We start from the raw sequence: 20,234 nt of genomic DNA on the forward strand, positions 1-20,234 counted from the left end.
TTCATAGTCGTTAGCTATGATTATTGTGTTTATTTTTTCCAATGGTTTTCATTTGATTCTTGCTCGCTCACTGAAGGACTTTCATTGCGAAGTAAGAAAGCTTCGAGATCAACTCGTTTAAAATAGATAAGTTTGCCAAGTGGCTTAAAGAAAGTAATTCTTTTATCTGATGTCAATTTGTATAAATATGACGGTTTCATATTTAAGAACACTGCAGCTTCTTCAACAGATAAAATAGGCTTAACTGCCAGACTTAATTTTTGAATGCTATTTTCTATACTAAATAGCTTTTCTTCGATTTGTAAATTGCTCATAGTTTCTTTTTTGAGATTTAAGATTCTCTTCGTGAGAACCATGAAGCAAAGGAATAGAAAGGATAAAAATAAAAAAAGACAGTTAATCTGTTTTAACTGTCCTTACTTTCAAAAGAAACGCTCTCATTTTTTTTTCATCCAGTCCCCAATTAACTTAGAATAAACCTCTTTCTCCTTTTTAGGATGTCCGATCTCGTTAAATTCAAAATATTTGTTTATCATGGTTACACTTTCGTTTCTATCTTTAGTCAATACCTGATTATGAAATAAATCATTAATATAATCAAAAAGCATCTGTCTGTTTTTATGACCACTATCCGCAACTGGTTTCCAAATTATTTTATCAATAGGTTCTTCTAGCAATATGAAAGTTTTAAAAACTGATAATTCACAATCAAACAATTTGTTTTCCAAAGCTTCCAAATACTTTTGTTTAATTTCTTCATTAGTAAAAGCAAAAGAGCTATTTATTTTCTTTACATCCTTTAACAAAATATTATTTTGCTCATTGATGACATTTGAGACTAATTGAATATCGTTAATTTCATTAGAACAATTATTAAGATATTTTTTTGAAGGAGTTCTTATTTTATTTTCAATAAAAAAACATATCCCGGCCAACCCAACAGTACCTACAATGAAAGTACTCCAAATGTCGAACAAAGATTTAGGTTTAATAAGTGGTTGGTAACTGAACCAAATTAAAAAAGAAGCAAGCAAAAATAAAATTAAATATATTTTTAACTTTTCAGGATTTATTTTTTCATTCCATTCTATTTTTTCTTCAAAATAATAAATAGACAAAATAGGAGTGATAATAAAAAATAATCTCCCTGCTATAAAAAGGTAAAATAGAAAAAGTATCACCCAGTAGCCAGTAATAATTTCAACAGTTTCCATAATTTTAATTTTAGCTTTATCAAAAATAGGAAAAAATAAGCAGAGAATGATTTACTTCATTTGACTGTAATGTTCGTCAAATGTTCGTCACAAGGCATAAAAAAAGCCCTTACATTTCTGTAAAGGCTTGATTTTCAAAGTGAAGGCAGAAGGATTCGAACCTTCGACCGCCTGCTTAGAAGGCAGGTGCTCTATCCAGCTGAGCTATGCCTCCATTTTTCTTTTAAAACTTAAATGGAAAAAGTTTTTATTGTCGGGGTGGCAGGATTCGAACCTGCGGCCTCCTGCTCCCAAAGCAGGCGCGATAACCGAGCTACGCTACACCCCGAAAATTCAATATTCATTTTAAAATCTTTATGATTTTCTCATTTTCATGAGAACTCAAAATACTAATTTTGAATCATAAAAAAATTAAGCGGAGGGACAGGGACTCGAACCCTGGCACCGATTGCTCGGTGACAGTTTAGCAAACTGCTCCATTACCACTCTGGCACCCCTCCAAGCTCAAAGAAAACATGTTCTTTTTGCGGTTGCAAATTTAAGACTTCTTTGCGTTACTCACAACTATTTTCAAGGTTTTTTTCAATGTTTTTTGACATTTTTATAAAACAAGTTCACTATCAAACATATAGCTAAAAACTAAAACAATATTTTTTTTCAAAAAAATATAATAATCAAATCAAAATCAAATTTTGTTTTAAAATGATTAAATTTGCTAGATAAACCAACATTATAAAAATCATGAGCAAAAGAGTTGTTATCGTTTCTGCCGTTAGGACACCTATCGGAAGTTTTATGGGTGGATTATCTACAGTACCCGCTCCAAGATTAGGTGCAATAGCCATTAAAGGAGCATTAGATAAAATAAAATTAGATCCAAATCTAGTTGATGAAGTTTATATGGGTAATGTTGTTCAGGCTGGCGTAGGACAAGCTCCTGCGCGTCAAGCAGCAATCTTTGCAGGTTTACCTGATACCGTTGCTTGTACAACAATAAATAAAGTATGTGCCTCTGGCATGAAATCAGTTATGCTTGCAGCACAAGCTATCCAATGTGGTGATGCTGAAATCGTGGTTGCAGGTGGGATGGAAAACATGAGTTTAATTCCTCATTACATGAATTTAAGAAGCGGAACTAAATTTGGTCCTTCTACCATGGTGGACGGAATGCAAAAAGACGGTCTCGTTGACGCCTACGACCACAACGCTATGGGCGTATGTGCGGACTTATGTGCTTCTGAATATAAGTTTAGTAGAGAAGATCAAGATAAGTACGCAATTCAATCGTATGAGCGTTCTGCAAAAGCGTGGGAAGATGGTAAATTTGATAATGAAATTGTTCCTGTTGCCGTTCCTCAAAGAAAAGGAGATCCAATTATAGTATCCAAAGACGAAGAATTCACAAATGTCAAAATGGATAGAATTCCAACTCTAAATGCTGTTTTTTCAAAAGACGGAACCGTAACCGCAGCAAATGCATCAACTATAAATGATGGAGCAGCAGCTATAATTCTTATGAGCGAAGAAAAAGCAATCTCTTTAGGCTTAAAACCATTAGCATTCATTAAAAGCTATGCTGATGCTGCGCAAGAGCCAAAATGGTTCACAACAAGCCCATCAAAAGCAATTCCTAAAGCTTTAGACAAAGCAGGCATAAGTATTAGCGATGTCGATTATTTTGAGTTTAACGAAGCATTCGCAGTTGTAGGACTCGCAAACTCTAAAATTTTAGGTCTAGACAACGATAAAGTAAACGTAAACGGTGGAGCAGTTTCATTAGGACACCCATTAGGCTGTTCAGGAGCCCGAATTATTGTTACATTATTGAATGTTTTAGAACAAAATAACGCTAAAATAGGAGCCGCTGCCATATGTAATGGTGGAGGTGGTGCTTCAGCAGTTGTTATAGAACGAATTTAAATAATTATGAGTTATGAGTTTTAACACTTATAACTCATAAATCTTAACTCATAATTTTACATAAATGTTCGGAATTTGTAATCTGGCTATAATCCCGCTTCGGTTTGAACCTAGTGACAGAAGCGAAATCGTTTCTCAAGTTTTATTTGGTGAGCATTTTGAAGTTTTAGAACAGCAGAAACAGTGGTCTCGTATCAAAATGCATTTTGATGCATACGAAGGCTGGATCGATTCTAAGCAATACCAATTTATTTCTGAATCCAACTTCAATCAGCTTTCAGATGATCCAATAATTTTAAATTCTGATCTAGTTGAATACATTACTGCCCCTTCTAATTTGCTAATACCAATCCCGCTAGGGGCTTCTATTTCTTTTATCAATAGTGAAAGTATAAATACTAGTCAATTTGCTTTTGAAGGCACTACAGTAAAGGGCATCAAAGACAAAAAAAACCTTATAAATACTGCGTTTCTATATTTAAACGCTCCTTACCTGTGGGGTGGAAAAACACCGTTTGGTATCGATTGTTCTGGTTTTACCCAAATGGTATACAAACTTAATGGATACAAATTATTAAGGGACGCTTCACAACAAGCCAGACAAGGAGAAGCTCTAAGTTTTATTGAAGAGAGCGAACCAGGTGATTTGGCTTTTTTCGATAATGATGAGGGCAACATAATTCACGTAGGTATTATCATGGAAAATAATTATATTATTCACGCCAGTGGAAAAATAAGAATTGACAGGCTAGATCATTTAGGTATTTACAATCCCGAAACAAACAAGCACACTCACAAACTCCGAGTTATAAAAAAGATTATATAAAAAAAGCCTATCTGAATCAGATAGGCTTTTTTTGTGTTTAAGAAATATACTACTTCATTTTTGCTTCTAAAGCTTTTTTCTCTGCAGTCATTTCTAATGCACTATACACGTTTAAAAGTGTTTTAGCAACATCATCATTTTTTGAATCTACTTCTAATGCTTTCTCAAGATAAGGAATAGCGCTTTTAAATATATTTTGTCTTTGAGTTTTTAAAACTGCATAACGCTTCATGTCTTTATCTGAAGTTCCTAACTTATTCATCTCAGTAATAATAGCTGTTTCAGCATCTAGTTTTAATGCCGCCATATTTATATAAGCATTAACGTATTTTGGATCAATTTCAACTGTTCTTGAATAATACTTTTCAGCATTAGCAATATCTTTTGCGTTCGCACTAAGCACTCCTAAATTAAAAACCAAATCAGCATCGTTTGGATTTTTTTCTAAAACCTGAGCAATTAACTTTTTATAAGTCTCATAATCCTTAGTCTCTAGATATAAATTTGCCTGCGTCAATATCAATGAAGTATCATCAGGGTTTGCAGCTCTAGCTTCTTCAATTGCTTTTTTAGCCTCTTCTGTTTTTCCTGCATCAACTAAGATCAAAGCCATGTTTTTATACACTTCTCCTCTTTTTGAAGGAATAACTTCTGTTTTTGGCTTTTCATGAGTACCCATTTTTACCATTCTATCTCTTTCTTGCATAGAACCAAAAAGATCGTCCTCTCCTGTTATTTTGTTTACAGCTAAATAATTAGTTGCTTTTCCAGAATAGTTCATCTTTTTTAAATCTTCATACAACTTTAATGCTTTATCATATTCTTTTCCATTTACATAAGTTGAAGCTGCATAATATAGATTTAAAGTATCTTTTTTATCTAATAAATAAGCGTCATAAAGTTTCTTTGCACTATCAGCATTTTTATCAACCTTAGAGTCAGCAATAGCACTATTGATCAATTTATATTTTATATCAATAATCGATTTAGTAGCCTGAGAAGAATATTTTGATTTTCCAGATGCTTTCTCAGCATCTACCAAACTTAAATACGCATTTGCAGCCAAGGATAAATTTTTATCCGTATCGACATTTTTATTTGCTAAATCAAGGTAAGTATTTCCTTTTAAAAAGAAAAACTGTGCTTTCTCATCATCGCTTGCGCTAGAAATTAAAGATTCAGCACCTTGTAAAATAGTTGCCGCCTCTTGTGAGTTTCCTTTTTTAAACGCTTTTTCAGCAGCTTTAAGTTCGTCTTTCTGAGCAAAAGATGCTACCGATATCAACAAAGCTGACGCTAGTACTACATATTTACTTTTCATAAAATTCCATTTTATATTTAATTATTTTTTTTTGTTTCGTCTATTATACTTTATTACGCTTCGTCATCGTCTTCGTCTGACTCTTCTTCAGTTTCTTCTTCATCAGATGAATCATCCTCTTCGTCTTCATCTTCTTCTACAGCTCCGTCGTCTTCTAAAACTTCTAAGACTGGCTTAACTCTTTCGATTGCTTCCACTTCAACAATATTACCATCGTCATCAACAATAACTTCTTCAGGATCATCTTTCATTACTTTAGTAACAGCAGCGATAGAATCTTTACCTTTTAAGTTAATCAATTTAACACCTTGAGTAGCACGACCCATAACTCTTAAGTCTTCTACAGCCATTCTAATTGTCAATCCTGATTTATTAATAATCATTAAATCATCGGCATCAGTAACGGCGTTTATCGATATAAGATTACCAGTTTTCTCAGTAATATTCAAAGTTTTAACTCCTTTACCACCGCGGTTTGTGATTCGGTAGACATCTACTCCATCATCATCAACCAATTTGGTACGTTTTCCGTATCCCTTTTCGGTTACTACTAAAACTTGTGAATCGTTTACAGCATCTTTATCTACAGTAACCATGCCAATCACTTCATCAGAATCATCCTTAAGCGAAATTCCACGAACTCCAGAAGCCGTTCTTCCCATAGGACGAGTCTTAGATTCTTCAAAACGAACTAACTTCCCTGACTTAACAGCAAGGATAATTTGACTTTCACCATTCGTTAATTTTGCTTCTAACAATTCATCTCCTTCTTTAATTGTAATTGCAGCAACACCATTCACTCTAGGTTTAGAATATTTCTCTAAAGATGTTTTCTTAACCTGACCTTTTTTAGTTACCATAATCAAATTATGACTCTTAATATAGTCTTGGTCTTTTAAGTCCTGAGTACAAATAAATGCTTTTACTTTATCATCACTCTCAATATTCACAAGATTTTGAATCGCTCTACCCTTAGCAGTTTTACTTCCTTCTGGTATTTCATAAACACGCATCCAGAAACACTTTCCTTTTTGAGTAAAGAACATCATATATTGATGATTTGTTGCCACAAACATGTGCTCTAAGAAATCTTGATCTCTAGTACCAGCACTTTTTTGACCAACTCCACCTCTATTTTGTGTTTTATATTCTGTTAGGTTTGTACGTTTAATATATCCTGCATGAGAGATTGTTATAACCACATTCTCATCAGCGATCAAATCTTCGATACTTACATCACCACCTGAGTATTCAATTAACGAACGACGTTCATCTCCGTATTTCTCACGAATCTCAACAAGCTCTTCTTTAATCAAAGCAATTCTTAAATTCACATCTGCTAATAAGCCTTTTAAATAATCAATTAACTTCATGATTTCCTCATACTCAGCTCTTAACTTATCTTGCTCAAGACCTGTTAATTGACGCAAACGCATTTCAACAATTGCTCTTGCTTGAATATCAGATAATTTGAATCTTTCAATCAATTTCCCTCTTGCTTCTTCCGTATTTTTCGAAGCCTTGATTAACGCGATAACCTCATCAATATTATCTGATGCAATAATTAAACCTTCTAATATATGTGCTCTTTCCTCTGCTTTACGCAATTCAAATTGCGTTCTACGAGTCACCACATCATGACGATGCTCCACAAAATAGTGAATCATGTCTTTTAGATTCAACATCTGCGGACGACCTTTTACCAATGCAATATTATTTACACTGAAAGAAGACTGTAATTGAGTATATTTATAAAGCATGTTTAAAACCACGTTGGGAGTAGCATCACGTTTTAAAATATAAACAATACGCATACCGTTTCTATCTGATTCATCACGAATATTTGCAATTCCTTCAATTTTCTTATCATTTACCAGATCAGCAGTACGCTTAATCATGTCAGCCTTATTGACCTGGTAAGGAATTTCGGTAACGATAATAGATTCTCTACCTTCAACCTCTTCAAAACCAACTTTAGCACGCATCACCACTCTACCCCTTCCGGTTTTGAATGCTTCACGAACACCTTCATAACCATAAATAATACCTCCAGTTGGAAAATCCGGCGCTTTAATATAGTTAATCAACTCATCGATCTCGATATCGTTATTATCCATGTACGCTAACGTACCATTGATAACTTCCGTAAGATTATGAGGAGGCATATTAGTTGCCATACCTACCGCAATACCAGTTGCTCCGTTAATCAACAAAGTCGGTACACGGGTTGGCATTACTTTTGGCTCATACAGCGTATCATCAAAGTTCAATTGAAAATCAACTGTCTCTTTTTCGATATCTGCCATAATTTCTTCCGAAATTTTTCGCATTCTAGCCTCAGTATAACGCATTGCTGCAGGGCTATCGCCATCAACAGACCCAAAGTTACCTTGACCATCAACTAGCAAATAACGCATGCTCCATTCCTGAGCCATACGAACCATGGCATCATAAACAGAGGTATCTCCGTGAGGGTGATACTTACCTAAAACTTCTCCGACAATTCTGGCGGATTTTTTATGGGCTTTATTTGAAAAAACTCCTAAATCATACATTCCGTAAAGAACTCTTCGATGTACTGGTTTCAAACCATCTCTAACATCTGGAAGTGCTCTTGATACGATTACTGACATCGAATAATCGATGTAAGCTGATTTCATTTCATCTTCTATGTTAATAGGAATTATGTTTTCTCCTTCAGACATAAGTTGTTATATTAAAATATTATATTAGTTTCAAAACGTGCCAATATACAGCTTTTTGAAATTTTTTAAAGCTTTTTAACATTCTTATTTCAAAGATTTATTAACAAATTAGCATCTTCTTTTGTTTAATAAAATAAGTGTCATTCTACCCTGTTTTTCCGTTTTTTTTTGTCAATTAGCTGACACGACATCTTAAGGTATGATTCTTGTTTTTAAGATACTAATTCACTAAATTTACATATACAAAATATACATTATGGATGATAATTTTTCACCAAGAGTAAAAGATGTTATTACCTACAGCAAGGAAGAAGCCTTGCGACTAGGTCATGACTTCATCGGAACTGAACACTTGATGCTAGGTATCCTTCGAGACGGTAATGGAAAAGCAATTCAAATATTAAATAACCTTTCCGTTGACTTAGATCATCTGCGTAGGAAAGTAGAAATACTAAGCCCCGCGACTCCTGGCGTAGAGACTAATTTAGAAAAGAAAAATCTTCATTTAACTCGCCAAGCGGAACGCGCTTTAAAAACTACTTTTTTAGAAGCAAAAGTATTCCAAAGTTCCTCTGTTAGTACAGCGCATTTATTGCTTTGTATCCTAAGAAACGAAAACGACCCAACAACCAAACTACTGAATAAACTTAAAATCGATTACGATGTAGCTAAAGAACAATATATCAATATGACACCAAACGAAGAAGAATTCTTGGAGAATTTACCAAAAGCAACAGACTCTTATAACGACGATGCAGGACAAGATGACAGTCTTAAAGAAGGTAATTTTAATAATCCAGCCAATAAATCCAATAAAAAATCTAAAACACCTGTATTAGATAATTTCGGAAGGGATTTAACAGAAATGGCAGAAGAAGGAAAATTAGATCCTGTTGTAGGGCGTGAGAAAGAAATCGAACGTGTTTGCCAGATTCTGAGCCGACGCAAAAAGAACAACCCGCTCCTTATCGGTGAGCCCGGTGTTGGGAAATCCGCTATTGCCGAAGGCTTAGCCTTACGTATTATACAAAAGAAAGTTTCAAGAATCCTGTTCGGCAAACGTGTCGTAACTTTAGATTTAGCCAGCCTTGTCGCAGGTACTAAATACAGAGGACAATTTGAAGAGCGCATGAAAGCCGTGATGAATGAGTTAGAAAAAAATGATGATATCATTCTTTTTATTGATGAAATTCACACAATCGTTGGTGCTGGTGGAGCTACTGGTTCTTTGGATGCATCCAATATGTTTAAACCCGCTTTAGCAAGAGGAGAAATCCAATGTATCGGAGCAACAACACTGGATGAATACAGACAGTATATTGAAAAAGATGGCGCATTAGAAAGACGTTTCCAAAAGATAATTGTCGAACCAACTACTGTTGAAGAAACTATTACCATTTTAAACAACATAAAAAACAAGTACGAAGACCATCATAATGTTATTTATTCACAAGAAGCAATTGAAGCTTGTGTTAAATTAACAGATAGATACATGTCAGAACGTTTTTTACCAGACAAGGCTATTGATGCTTTGGACGAAGCTGGTTCTCGTGTTCACATCACTAACATTGAAGTTCCTAAGAAAATCCTTGATTTAGAACGTCAACTGGAAGAGATTCGCGAACTAAAAACTGCTGTTGTCAAAAAACAAAAATATGAAGAGGCTGCAAAACTTAGAGATGATGAGAAACGTATCGAAAAAGAATTAGCAATCGCTCAAGAGCAATGGGAAGAGGATGCGAAAAATAATCGAATTGAAGTTACAGAGGACAATGTTGCCGATGTAGTTTCAATGATGACTGGAATTCCTGTGAACCGTATTGCACAAACAGAAAGTAATAAACTGGCTATATTACCGCAACTTATCGAAAGCAAAGTTATTGGACAAAAAGAAGCCGTTTTAAAAATTGCGAGATCTATTCAAAGAAATCGTGCCGGATTGAAAGATCCAAACAGACCAATTGGTTCCTTTATTTTTCTGGGACAAACAGGCGTTGGAAAAACACAATTAGCCAAGGTTCTTGCTAAAGAATTATTTGATTCTGAAGATGCATTAGTACGTATTGACATGAGTGAGTACATGGAGAAATTCGCAATCTCTCGTTTAGTAGGAGCACCTCCGGGATACGTAGGTTACGAAGAGGGTGGACAATTAACTGAGAAAGTACGTAGAAAACCATATTGTGTTGTATTATTAGATGAGATTGAAAAAGCGCATCCAGATGTTTTCAATATGTTGCTACAAGTCTTAGACGATGGCTACTTGACTGATAGCTTAGGTAGAAAAATTGATTTTAAAAACACTATAATTATCATGACTTCAAATGTTGGAGCAAGACAATTAAAAGATTTTGGTCAAGGTGTTGGATTTGGAACATCTGCAAGAACAGCAAATGCAGATGACAATTCGAAAAGCATTATAGAAAATGCATTGAAAAAAACCTTTGCTCCTGAATTCTTAAACAGAATTGATGACGTAATTGTATTCAATACATTAGAAAAACATGATATCGATTTAATTATCGAAATCGAATTGAAAAAACTTTATGCACGCCTTACAGAGCTAGGATACAAATTGACTCTCTCTGACAAAGCAAAAGCTTTTATTGCAGACAAAGGTTTCGATAAACAATTTGGCGCGAGACCATTAAAAAGAGCCATTCAAAAATATGTTGAAGACACACTTGCCGAAGAGATTATTACTTCCAAGATTGCTTTAGGAGATGAGATATTCATGGATATTGAAGAGGGTGCTCAGGAATTAACCGTAAAAGTTAATAAGGCAGAAGAGAACACCAAAGAATAGTAAAACATATTTTAGACAACAAAATAAACCCGTTACGTTTTTATAACGTAGCGGGTTTATTCTTTATGTAAATTTATCTTGTTATTAAAAACAAATATTTACATTTGACTTTTATAATTAGACCTTAAAAAAATAAAAAATATGCCTCAAGAAAAAGTTATTCTAGGTAGTGAAGAATGGTGCTCCTTTCCTGAACTGGGAATTCCCACGATAAAAGCCCGTGTCGATTCTGGTGCAAAAACATCTGCTTTGCACGCTATAAACATAGCTCCTTTTATTAAAAATGAAACAAATTGGGTGCGATTTGACATCAACCCTATTCAGAATAATTTAAAAACAGTTATTCATTGTGAGGCTCCTCTAATTGACAAACGTATCGTAAAAAGCTCCAGCGGTTTTAGAGAGCAACGTTATGTGATTCAAACCAATTTAAAAATTGGAGATGCCATATGGCCTATCGAAATGACCTTGACTAATAGGGATTCCATGGGATTCAGAATGCTTTTAGGAAGAGAAGCAATGAGCGGAAGAGTTCTTGTTGATCCAGAGCAACAGTACCTATTGGGTCAACCCACTACTGACAATCTAAAGGAATTATATAAAAATTCAGAGAAAGCAACTACAGGTTTGCGAATTGGAGTTTTAGCCTCTAATCCAGAATTATATAGCAACAAGCGTATTATGGAAGCGGGTGAAATGCGTGGACATGAAATGCATTTCTTAAACATCAAGGAATGTTATATGCGCTTAGATGCGCAAACACCAGAAATCCACTATAGAGGCGGAATCATTTTAAATCAATTTGATGCTATTATTCCAAGAATAAGACCTAGTATCACTTTTTACGGCTGTGCATTAACTCGCCAGTTTGAGGCATTAAAAGTATATTGCCTAAACTCAGCTGCAGCAATCACACAGTCCCGTGACAAATTATATTCGTTACAATTACTTTTAAACAGTGGAATTGGGATTCCTACAACAGGATTCGCAAACTCTCCACTAGATACTAATGACTTAATTAAAATGGTAGGTGGCTCTCCTTTAATTGTAAAATTATTAGAAGGAACGCAAGGAAAAGGAGTTGTACTAGCAGAAACTAAAAAAGCGGCAGAAAGTGTTATAAATGCGTTTAAAAGTGTAAATGCTAATATTTTAGTTCAGGAATTCATAAAAGAAGCTAACGGTAAAGATTTACGATTATTTGTAATTGACGGAAAAGTAGTTGCAACCATTCAGCGTGAAGCTATGCCAGGCGAATTTAGAGCTAATATTCATCTTGGCGGAACAGCATCTGTCATTAAAGCAACTATGGAAGAAAAGCGAATTGCGATTAAAGCAGCAAAAGCCATGGATTTAAAAGTGGCTGGGGTTGATATTATTCGTTCAGCGAAAGGTCCTTTATTACTTGAAGTAAATTCCTCTCCAGGATTAGAAGGAATAGAAGGTGCTACCAATAAAGATATCGCAGGCGAAATGATCAAAGCCATTGAAAAGAACTTTAAAATAAAGTAATTGACTGCATACTTTTAAAACTTGGCTATTTACTTATCTAAGTTTCTGAAGAAAAAATTCCCACAAAAAAACCATCCTAATTTTATAATTAGGATGGTTTTTTATTTATTCGAAATTATAATATACTTACAAAAACAAATTGAGACCATAGTAAACTATTGCCGCGAGTAATGCTGAAATAGGAATTGTTAATACCCAAGCCCATAAAAGACTTACTGTAACTCCCCATCGTACCGCAGACACACGCTTAGTCATACCTACACCAATGATAGATCCCGTAATGGTATGCGTAGTACTTACAGGAATTTTTAAATGTTCAGTAAAATATAAAGTCAAAGCTCCAGCAGTTTCAGCAGCAACACCTTCAAAAGAAGTTACTTTTGTGATTTTAGAACCCATTGTTTTTACAATTTTCCATCCTCCACTTAATGTTCCAGCAGCAATAGCGCTATAACAAGCTAAAGGAATCCAAGCTGGCATTTTAAATGCACCACTTTCAGATGGTAAAACCACATCTAACCATGAATCCATTTGTATTCCAGGGTTAGCATTGATGTAAACTGCAACTGCAGCCGCAATAATACCCATAACTTTTTGTGAATCATTTCCTCCGTGTCCTAAACTAAAAGCCGCTGAAGAAACTAACTGCATTTTTTTTAATGCCGCATCCGCTTGATATAAATTCAAACTACTGAATATTAAACAAAAACAACTCACCGTTAAAATAATAAAAGCAACTAAAAACCACTTGATGTTATGAGATTCAAAAGCAACACTCCAAAAAACAGAGGTAGCAAATCGAGGCATTTTACCATCTTTAATTATTTCTTCGTAGGGAATCATTTGCGAGTACACAAACCAGATTGTAGCAACCATTAAGGCAATCGTAAAAATCTTAGGATAGATACTTTTGCGTGAAGCATTTAGTAACCAAATCGAGATTAAATAAGAAGCCATAGCTCCTAATAGTGGTGCCAAAACGATAAAAGCTATAATAATTAGCACTCCCGATGGCATACCGCCATCTTTTCCAGCTTTGTACCAGCTTACTATTTCATACCAATAATGAGTTGCTCCGTCAGCTCCAATATATCCAGAGAAACCGTGCATTGCAATTGAATGCGCAATTGCAGCTCCTGCAAAACCACCAATCAAAGTATGAGAAGAACTAGATGGAATTCCGAGCCACCACGTCAATAAATTCCAGCAAATTGCTGCAATTACCCCGGCAAGAATTACGACAAGAGTAATCTCCATCGTATTAGCCGTTTTAGCCACGGTATCTGCGACACCAAAACCAAAAACCCAATAGGCTAGAAAATTAAAAAAAGCTGCCCAAAGAACAGCTTGAAAAGGCGTTAATACTTTTGTAGCAACAACGGTGGCGATTGCATTTGCAGCGTCATGAAAACCGTTGATGTAATCAAAAATTAAGGCTAGTACTATAATAACTAAAAGTAACGTCATAAACTTAGAACTTCAGATTGAAATAAAATTGAATTTAAGAATGCTTTACAGAAATTGATTCTAAAACTCCGGCTACACTTTTACACTTGTCTGTTGCGGTTTCTAATACAGATAACACTTCTTTGTATTTTATTATGGTAATTGCATCCGTTTCATTTTCAAATATTTCAAAAATCGCTTTATTATAAACGTTATCTGACTTATTCTCTAATTTATTAATTCGAGCGCAAGCCTCAGTAATATTCTTGATGTTATTAAAGTTTTTCAATTCTTTAACAGCCACGTCAATATTTTGACATGCTTCAAGATTGATTTCAGTCAGTTTTCTAATTGACTTTGTAATCTTATCAACATGGTATAATCTCATTCTACTTGCCGCACCCTGAAGGTTATCAGCAACATTGTCAATCGATTTAATCAACGAATATATATCTTCTCTGTCAAATGGAGTAATAAAATTTCTGCTCAACTCAAGATTGGTTTGACGCGTAATTTGTTCTCCTTTTTGTTCTAATTTATCAATTTTTTGAAAAAGAACTTCCCTTTCTTTTAAGGGAAGATTAACAGCTTCATGTAAGTTTGAAGCTAGTTCAATTAAGTTACTTGATGCTTCTTCGAATAAAGGAAAAAACTTTTTATCCTTTGGAACTAAAAACTGGAAAATACTATTTATTGACATCTTATTATTTTTAGGGCGCAAACTTACTGTTTTTATATCTTCGATTCGTCAATTAATCTAACAAATCATCTTCTATTTGAAAACTATTCAAAAAAGAAACCGTTTTCTCTATATCATAATGTAAAATACGGTCTTCTTTTACAAACGGAACTTCTTCTCTATACGAGCTCAAAAACATTTCGATGAACTCACTTGACTGAAGCGGTCTTCTAAATTCAATTGCCTGAGACGCATTCATCAATTCGATTGCCAAGATGCGTTCTAGATTATCCATAACACGCAACGCTTTTGTAGCGCCATTAGCTCCCATACTCACATGATCTTCTTGCCCATTACTGGAAACAATACTATCTACACTGGAAGGTGTCGCTAATTGCTTGTTCTGACTTGCAATACTCGCAGCGGTATATTGCGGAATCATAAACCCAGAATTTAAGCCTGGATTATCAACTAAAAAAGCAGGAAGGTTGCGCAATCCAGAAATCAACTGATAGGTTCTTCTTTCAGAAATACTACCTAGTTCTGCTAATGCAATTGCCATAAAGTCTAAGGCTAAAGCCAATGGTTGTCCGTGAAAATTACCTCCTGATATAATTTGATCACTTTCGATAAATATATTTGGATTATCTGTAACCGAATTAATTTCTGTTTTAAAGACTTTCTTTACGTAATCAATAGCATCTTTTGAAGCTCCGTGAACTTGCGGAATACAACGGAATGAATACGGATCTTGTACATGTACTTTTTCCTGCTCGATAATTTGACTTCCTTCTAGAAATTCTTTTACTCGGCTAGCAGTTGTAATTTGACCTTTATGAGGACGAATAAAATGGATCAACTCATTAAATGGTTCGATGCGACCATCAAATCCTTCCAGAGATATCGTACCAATCAAATCTGCTAAATAGCAGAATTTATTGGCTTTCATTAAAATATGAGCACCATAAGCACTCATGAATTGGGTTCCATTTAGCAAGGCCAACCCTTCTTTAGATTGCAAAATTATAGGTTGCCAATCAAAACGCTCCATTACTACACTTGAATGCACTTTTTTACCTTCAAAAGAGACTTCTCCTTCGCCTAATAAAGGCAGGGATAAATGCGCTAAAGGAGCTAAATCTCCAGAAGCACCAAGAGAACCCTGGGTATATATAATAGGTAAAATATCATTGTTATAAAAAGCGATTAAACGGTCCACTGTCTGCAATTGAATTCCTGAATGCCCGTAGCTCAAAGACTGAATCTTTAGCAGTAACATCAGTTTTACAATTTCATTTGGAACTTCTTCCCCAGTACCACAAGCATGCGATTTTACTAGGTTTTCCTGAAGTTTTGATAAATTTTCATTAGAGATTTTAACATTACAAAGTGATCCAAAACCTGTATTGATTCCGTAGATAGGTTCAGAATGAGTGGTCATTTTCGTATCTAAAAAATCCCTACATTTCTGAATGTTTATTTTAGCCTCATCAGATAACTCTATTGACATCTGTTGTGAAATAATTTCGTTTACGGTCTCAAGGGAAAGTAGTGCAGTACTTATATAATGTGTATTGTCCATTTAATCTTAAATTTTAAAAGCCAAAATTGAAGAAATCAATATTAAAAAGCAACATATATTAGCAATAATTTAAAATTTAGATTAAAAACTACCGCTTTACTAAATTTGATGCAGTTTATCACAGAATAATCCTGCTTTGTAAATCGATTATTCAATTGTTTTAGCAAAATCAGAATTAGGTACTAGCTTCCATTTTAAAACGACTATTACAGCACTAAATAATTTAACTTGTTTCTTACCCCCTAAAAATGAGAACAAATTAGCAGTTAAAACTAGAAAAATCACCTCAACTCTACCTGATTATGTCTTTTCACATCCAATTTAAATAACAATAGCCGCCATAACCCGCTCATAAAATAAGAAATATTCAATAGAAGTCAGATTCTCTCCTTTTAATTAAAATATTCGCAAAAAACAGCACAAAGGGGGTTGCTTTTTATAAAAAGCTGTATTTTTGGAAAATAATTATGACAAATAACAGAACAACATATCATTCTTCGATATCAGCTCAAACTTGGGTTGTAACTTCTGTTACTTTTACATTTACAGCTACAACAACTACTACCCCTTAGGGGTGTTCATTTTACATATAATCCTATTTTATATTTTTCTTTTTTTAGAAGGAAAGATTTTAGGTGGGTAAATAGCATTGCCTTTTTTCTAAAATAAAACAAACACAATGAAAGTATTAAAATTTGGCGGAACTTCGGTAGCCAATGCACAAAATATAAAACTAGTCCTTGAGATAGTTCAAAACCAAGCAAAACAAGATCAATTAATCGTAGTAGTATCTGCACTTAGTAAAGTTACTGACTTACTTCAGTTGGCTTCATTAAGAGCTGCTTCAAATGATGAAAGTTACAAGGAAATTGTTGCTGACATTGAGAAAAAACATTTGGATGCGGTAAAAGAATTGATTCCGGTAAGCGAACAAAGTAGCTTACTAAGTCACATCAAACGCATCATCAATCATCTTGAAACTTTATTAGATGGTTGCTACCTTCTAGGAGAATTATCTAATAGAACTGCGGACACTGTTTTAAGTTTTGGCGAATTGCTTTCTTCTTATATCATTGCAGAAGCACTTAAACAAAATTTTAAAAGCAGTAGCTATAAAGACAGTCGTGAGCTTATTAAAACCAACAATAATTTTGGAAAAGCAGCCGTAAATTTCAATGTAACAGATAAATTAATTGCTGATTTTTTTACTTCGAATGAAAGTCAGGTAGTTGTAATGCCCGGTTTTATTTCGTCCTCTATTGATGGAATCAATACGACTTTAGGGCGTGGTGGATCCGATTATACAGCTGCAATAATGGCTGGAGCTTTAGACGTAACAGATTTAGAAATCTGGACTGACGTCAACGGAATGTTTACTGCTAACCCGAAAATTGTAAAACAAGCGCAACCTATTGCCTCTATATCATATCAGGAAGCAATGGAATTGTCTCATTTTGGTGCCAAAGTATTGTTTCCACCAACAATTCAGCCAGTTCTAAGAAAAAATATTCCTATCCATATCAAGAATACTTTCGAACCAAAAGCGGAAGGAACTTACATTTCAAACCAATCCATTTCTAATGGTCAGCCTGTAAAAGGAATCAGCCATATCGAAAATATCACATTGATTACGCTTGAAGGCCCCGGAATGATAGGTGTATCTGGTTCCTCTAAAAGACTTTTTGAAGTATTGTCGCTAGAAGAAATCAATGTTATTTTTATTACTCAAGCCTCTTCTGAGCACTCGATCTGTATTGGAATTCTAAATGAAGATGCCGAAGCTGCCGAAGCCGTAATCAACAAAGCCTTTGAAATCGAAATTTTACAGCACAAAGTAGATCCTTGCATCGTAGAAAAAAATCTATGTATTATTGCTTTAGTTGGTGAAAACATGAAAAATCACCAAGGATTGAGCGGTAAGATGTTCAGTACTTTAGGAAAAAACAATGTCAACATTCGTGCGATTGCCCAAGGTGCTTCTGAAAGAAATATATCTGCGGTAATCAATCAACGAGATGTTAAAAAAGCATTAAACACACTTCACGAACGTTTCTTTGAAGACAATACTAAACAACTAAACTTGTTTGTTATGGGTGTTGGAAATGTAGGTGAGAAATTCATCGATCAAATCAACCAACAAAAGAAATTCTTAAAAGAAAATCTAAAAATAAATCTTCGCGTTATCGCTTTGTCTAATTCTCGTAAAATGATTTTTGACGAAGATGGAATTGATTTAAAAGCATGGCAAGTGGCGATAGACAATGGAGATGCTGCTAATCCAGAATTGTTTATTAAAAAAGTAAAAAATCTGAATTTACGTAATAGTATTTTTGTGGATATCACGGCAAATGAAGGCGTTTCTAAAACATACGAGCACTTCTTAAGACAAAGTGTAGCCGTTGTAACATGTAACAAAATTGCTTGTTCTTCTGCTTTTGAAAACTATAAAAATCTTAAAAGCCTATCCCGAAGATACAATGCGCCTTTCTTGTTTGAAACAAATGTTGGAGCGGGTTTACCTATTATCGACACCGTTAAAAATCTAGTAGCATCAGGAGATAAAGTCAACAAAATCCAGGCTGTTTTATCTGGTAGTTTGAATTTTATCTTTAATAATTTTGATAAAAACAACCCTTTTGACCAAGTAGTAAAAGAAGCTGGTGTTCAAGGATTTACTGAGCCTGATCCGAAGATTGATTTGAGCGGAATTGATGTTGCAAGAAAAATCCTGATTTTGATTCGCGAGAGTGGTTACGAAATGGAAATTGAAGAAATTGAAAATCAATCATTCCTTCCTGCTGCCTGTATCGAAACGACAAATAATGAAGATTTCTTTAAATCTCTTATAGAACATGCTGCTCATTTTGAAGGGATTTTGGCTACGGCCAATGAAAAAGAAAGTCGCTTAAAATTTGTTGCTCAGTTTGAAAATGGAAAAGCGAGCGTAGGTTTGCAGTTCATCCCAAAAGATCATCCTTTTTACAACTTAGAAGGAAAAGACAATATTGTATTGTTTTATACAGATCGTTATGTTGACCAACCTTTATTAATAAAAGGGGCCGGTGCGGGAGCTGCAGTTACTGCTTCTGGAATTTTTGCGGATGTGATTCGAATTGGAAATGTGTAAAAAAATTAGTTTAAAGTTTTTTTAGTTTAAAGTTTCAAGTTACTCTTAAACCTGAAACTTTAAACCTCAAACAAAAAATATATGAATGAAATAAAAATATTTTGCCCAGCTACAATTGCTAATCTATCTTGTGGATTTGATGTGCTAGGATTGTGCCTTGACAATGTAGGTGACGAAATGATTATCAGAAAATCAGATCAAAAAGGGATTCGTATCACTAAAATTATGGGTGCCGATTTACCTTTGGAAACAGAAAAAAACGTAGCAGGTGTTGCTGGACTGGCTTTACTTGATGCAGTTGAAACCGATTTTGGTTTTGATATCGAAATTTACAAAAATATAAAAGCTGGAAGCGGAATTGGGAGCAGTGCCGCCAGTGCCGCCGGTGCCGTTTATGGAATCAATGTTTTACTAGGAAATCCTTTTGCTATAAAAGATTTGGTGCAGTTTGCTATGCAAGGAGAAAAGTTAGCATGCGGAAACGCTCATGCTGATAACGTGGCTCCTGCCCTATTGGGTGGATTTACGTTGGTGAGAAGCTACAGCCCTTTAGATATTATAAAAATCGAAAGTCCTTCAGAATTGTATGCAACTGTGGTTCACCCTCAGATTGAACTAAAAACATCTGATGCACGATCCGTATTAAAGCAAACCGTTTCCTTAAAAAGTGCGATTATGCAATGGGGAAATGTGGGCGGACTAATCGCAGGATTATACACAAAGGATTATGATTTGATAGGTCGGTCACTACATGACGAAATCGTAGAACCATTGCGCTCTGTGCTCATACCCGGTTTTGATTTAATCAAACAAACCGCTTTAGAAAATGGTGCTTTAGGTTCAGGAATATCAGGCTCTGGCCCTTCTATTTTTGCTTTAAGCAAAGGAAGAGACGCTGCCGATAAAATCGCCAAAGCAATGAGCGCAGTTTATGACGAAATGAAATTACCGTATGAAATTCACGTTTCAAAAGTGAATCCTGATGGAGTACGAATATTATAATATTAAATAAAAATTTAAGATTTTTGATTAACGATTTTTGATTTTAGAAGTAACTCCTGTTACGAGAAAAATCAACAATCTAAAATCGTTAATC

General features: G+C 34.6%; 13 protein-coding genes and 3 tRNA genes. 6 read left to right on the top strand and 10 right to left on the bottom strand.

The genetic code is table 11. The features are described 5' to 3' along the window. Positions 1-29 precede the first annotated feature (29 nt). The 5 genes from QO182_RS08805 to QO182_RS08825 form a co-directional block, all read right to left on the bottom strand. Positions 30-314 (bottom strand): helix-turn-helix domain-containing protein, encoded by a 285-nt coding sequence (locus tag QO182_RS08805; RefSeq protein WP_371561071.1) that lies wholly within the window; start codon positions 312-314, stop codon positions 30-32. 123 nt (positions 315-437) lie between these two features. Continuing rightward, positions 438-1,214, bottom strand: coding sequence for a hypothetical protein (locus QO182_RS08810; protein ID WP_371561073.1), 777 nt, complete (start codon positions 1,212-1,214; stop codon positions 438-440). A 140-nt stretch (positions 1,215-1,354) separates the two neighbouring features. Beyond that, positions 1,355-1,428 (bottom strand) — tRNA-Arg (locus tag QO182_RS08815). Between the two features lie 39 nt (positions 1,429-1,467). Then, a tRNA-Pro gene (locus QO182_RS08820) sits at positions 1,468-1,542 on the bottom strand. 88 nt (positions 1,543-1,630) lie between these two features. Beyond that, positions 1,631-1,714, bottom strand: a tRNA-Ser gene (locus QO182_RS08825). Positions 1,715-1,955: 241 nt separating this feature from the next. On the opposite strand from QO182_RS08825, the gene QO182_RS08830 reads away from it, so the two are divergent. Together QO182_RS08830 and QO182_RS08835 are read left to right on the top strand one after the other, a co-directional pair. Beyond that, on the top strand, positions 1,956-3,134 hold the full coding sequence (locus QO182_RS08830) for an acetyl-CoA C-acyltransferase (protein ID WP_371561074.1): 1,179 nt from the start codon (positions 1,956-1,958) through the stop codon (positions 3,132-3,134). 64 nt (positions 3,135-3,198) lie between these two features. Further along, entirely contained in the window at positions 3,199-3,960 is a 762-nt protein-coding gene (locus QO182_RS08835) for an NlpC/P60 family protein (RefSeq protein WP_371561075.1), read from the top strand. 49 nt (positions 3,961-4,009) lie between these two features. On the opposite strand, the gene QO182_RS08840 is transcribed toward QO182_RS08835, so the two are convergent. Both QO182_RS08840 and gyrA read right to left on the bottom strand, forming a co-directional pair. Further along, positions 4,010-5,281, bottom strand: a complete 1,272-nt coding sequence (locus tag QO182_RS08840; RefSeq protein WP_371540675.1) for a tetratricopeptide repeat protein — start codon at positions 5,279-5,281, stop codon at positions 4,010-4,012. 53 nt (positions 5,282-5,334) lie between these two features. Then, positions 5,335-7,986, bottom strand: coding sequence for a DNA gyrase subunit A (gyrA, locus tag QO182_RS08845; RefSeq protein ID WP_371561077.1), 2,652 nt, complete (start codon positions 7,984-7,986; stop codon positions 5,335-5,337). A gap of 256 nt (positions 7,987-8,242) precedes the next feature. Here gyrA and QO182_RS08850 point away from each other — a divergent pair, with 256 nt between their 5' ends. Together QO182_RS08850 and rimK are read left to right on the top strand one after the other, a co-directional pair. Continuing rightward, positions 8,243-10,792 (top strand): ATP-dependent Clp protease ATP-binding subunit, encoded by a 2,550-nt coding sequence (locus QO182_RS08850; protein WP_371540679.1) that lies wholly within the window; start codon positions 8,243-8,245, stop codon positions 10,790-10,792. Between the two features lie 141 nt (positions 10,793-10,933). Then, positions 10,934-12,304 (top strand): 30S ribosomal protein S6--L-glutamate ligase, encoded by a 1,371-nt coding sequence (gene rimK / locus QO182_RS08855; protein ID WP_371540681.1) that lies wholly within the window; start codon positions 10,934-10,936, stop codon positions 12,302-12,304. A gap of 126 nt (positions 12,305-12,430) precedes the next feature. On the opposite strand, the gene QO182_RS08860 is transcribed toward rimK, so the two are convergent. Genes QO182_RS08860 through hutH form a run of 3 tightly spaced genes read right to left on the bottom strand, consistent with a single transcriptional unit; the run spans position 12,431 to position 16,011 of the window. After that, positions 12,431-13,771, bottom strand: a complete 1,341-nt coding sequence (locus QO182_RS08860; RefSeq protein ID WP_371540682.1) for an anion permease — start codon at positions 13,769-13,771, stop codon at positions 12,431-12,433. Positions 13,772-13,805: 34 nt separating this feature from the next. After that, positions 13,806-14,450, bottom strand: a complete 645-nt coding sequence (locus QO182_RS08865) for a DUF47 domain-containing protein (RefSeq protein WP_371540684.1) — start codon at positions 14,448-14,450, stop codon at positions 13,806-13,808. Positions 14,451-14,502: 52 nt separating this feature from the next. Then, a complete protein-coding gene (hutH, locus tag QO182_RS08870; RefSeq protein WP_371540686.1) occupies positions 14,503-16,011 on the bottom strand; it encodes a histidine ammonia-lyase in 1,509 nt (502 codons plus the stop codon). Between the two features lie 679 nt (positions 16,012-16,690). Between hutH and thrA the strand changes: the two genes are divergently transcribed. Both thrA and QO182_RS08880 read left to right on the top strand, forming a co-directional pair. Further along, on the top strand, positions 16,691-19,138 hold the full coding sequence (gene thrA / locus QO182_RS08875; protein ID WP_371561079.1) for a bifunctional aspartate kinase/homoserine dehydrogenase I: 2,448 nt from the start codon (positions 16,691-16,693) through the stop codon (positions 19,136-19,138). A gap of 81 nt (positions 19,139-19,219) precedes the next feature. Next, the gene (locus QO182_RS08880) at positions 19,220-20,140 is read left to right on the top strand and encodes a homoserine kinase (RefSeq protein ID WP_371561081.1); all 921 of its coding nucleotides are present in this window, start codon (positions 19,220-19,222) and stop codon (positions 20,138-20,140) included. Positions 20,141-20,234: the final 94 nt, after the last annotated feature.

The sequence above is a fragment of the Flavobacterium sp. Arc2 genome (assembly GCF_041431385.1).
In the GTDB taxonomy this organism is placed as follows: domain Bacteria; phylum Bacteroidota; class Bacteroidia; order Flavobacteriales; family Flavobacteriaceae; genus Flavobacterium.

Bases quoted from the DNA above. Each gene is read 5' to 3' on its own strand.
- QO182_RS08805 (WP_371561071.1), bottom strand. From the start codon at position 314: ATGAGCAATTTACAAATCGAAGAAAAGCTATTTAGTATAGAAAATAGC.
- QO182_RS08810 (WP_371561073.1), bottom strand. From the start codon at position 1,214: ATGGAAACTGTTGAAATTATTACTGGCTACTGGGTGATACTTTTTCTA.
- QO182_RS08830 (WP_371561074.1), top strand. From the start codon at position 1,956: ATGAGCAAAAGAGTTGTTATCGTTTCTGCCGTTAGGACACCTATCGGA.
- QO182_RS08835 (WP_371561075.1), top strand. From the start codon at position 3,199: ATGTTCGGAATTTGTAATCTGGCTATAATCCCGCTTCGGTTTGAACCT.
- QO182_RS08840 (WP_371540675.1), bottom strand. From the start codon at position 5,281: ATGAAAAGTAAATATGTAGTACTAGCGTCAGCTTTGTTGATATCGGTA.
- gyrA (WP_371561077.1), bottom strand. From the start codon at position 7,986: ATGTCTGAAGGAGAAAACATAATTCCTATTAACATAGAAGATGAAATG.
- QO182_RS08850 (WP_371540679.1), top strand. From the start codon at position 8,243: ATGGATGATAATTTTTCACCAAGAGTAAAAGATGTTATTACCTACAGC.
- rimK (WP_371540681.1), top strand. From the start codon at position 10,934: ATGCCTCAAGAAAAAGTTATTCTAGGTAGTGAAGAATGGTGCTCCTTT.
- QO182_RS08860 (WP_371540682.1), bottom strand. From the start codon at position 13,771: ATGACGTTACTTTTAGTTATTATAGTACTAGCCTTAATTTTTGATTAC.
- QO182_RS08865 (WP_371540684.1), bottom strand. From the start codon at position 14,450: ATGTCAATAAATAGTATTTTCCAGTTTTTAGTTCCAAAGGATAAAAAG.
- hutH (WP_371540686.1), bottom strand. From the start codon at position 16,011: ATGGACAATACACATTATATAAGTACTGCACTACTTTCCCTTGAGACC.
- thrA (WP_371561079.1), top strand. From the start codon at position 16,691: ATGAAAGTATTAAAATTTGGCGGAACTTCGGTAGCCAATGCACAAAAT.
- QO182_RS08880 (WP_371561081.1), top strand. From the start codon at position 19,220: ATGAATGAAATAAAAATATTTTGCCCAGCTACAATTGCTAATCTATCT.